The organism is Paenibacillus sp. 598K (genome assembly GCF_003851045.1).
Lineage (GTDB): Bacteria > Bacillota > Bacilli > Paenibacillales > Paenibacillaceae > Paenibacillus_D.
The window spans coordinates 1-215 of the sequence record NZ_BFBX01000428.1; the positions used below are offsets into that span (position 1 = coordinate 1).

Annotated in this window: 1 pseudogene; it reads right to left on the minus strand. The window is 64.2% G+C overall.

Features of this window, described 5'->3' with window-relative positions:
• Window positions 1–215: pseudogene (locus PA598K_RS35685) on the minus strand (STM4011 family radical SAM protein); the annotation flags it as partial.

Genomic DNA, 215 nt, shown 5'->3' on the forward strand with positions numbered 1-215 from the left:
CGTTCGACATGCGGCATATGACTCAGACGGATCAGTCCCTCGCGATACCAGCGATGGGTCAGCGCCTCGCCGTACGGATTGAAGAAGATCGACAGCCGATGACCAAGCGCCTCCTGCTCGCTGACCCAGTCGATGAACAGCTCGAGCTGCGCCCGGTCGGCCGCCAGCGTCGCCGCGTCGTCGACCCGCTTGCTAAACGGACAGTACGGGCAGGC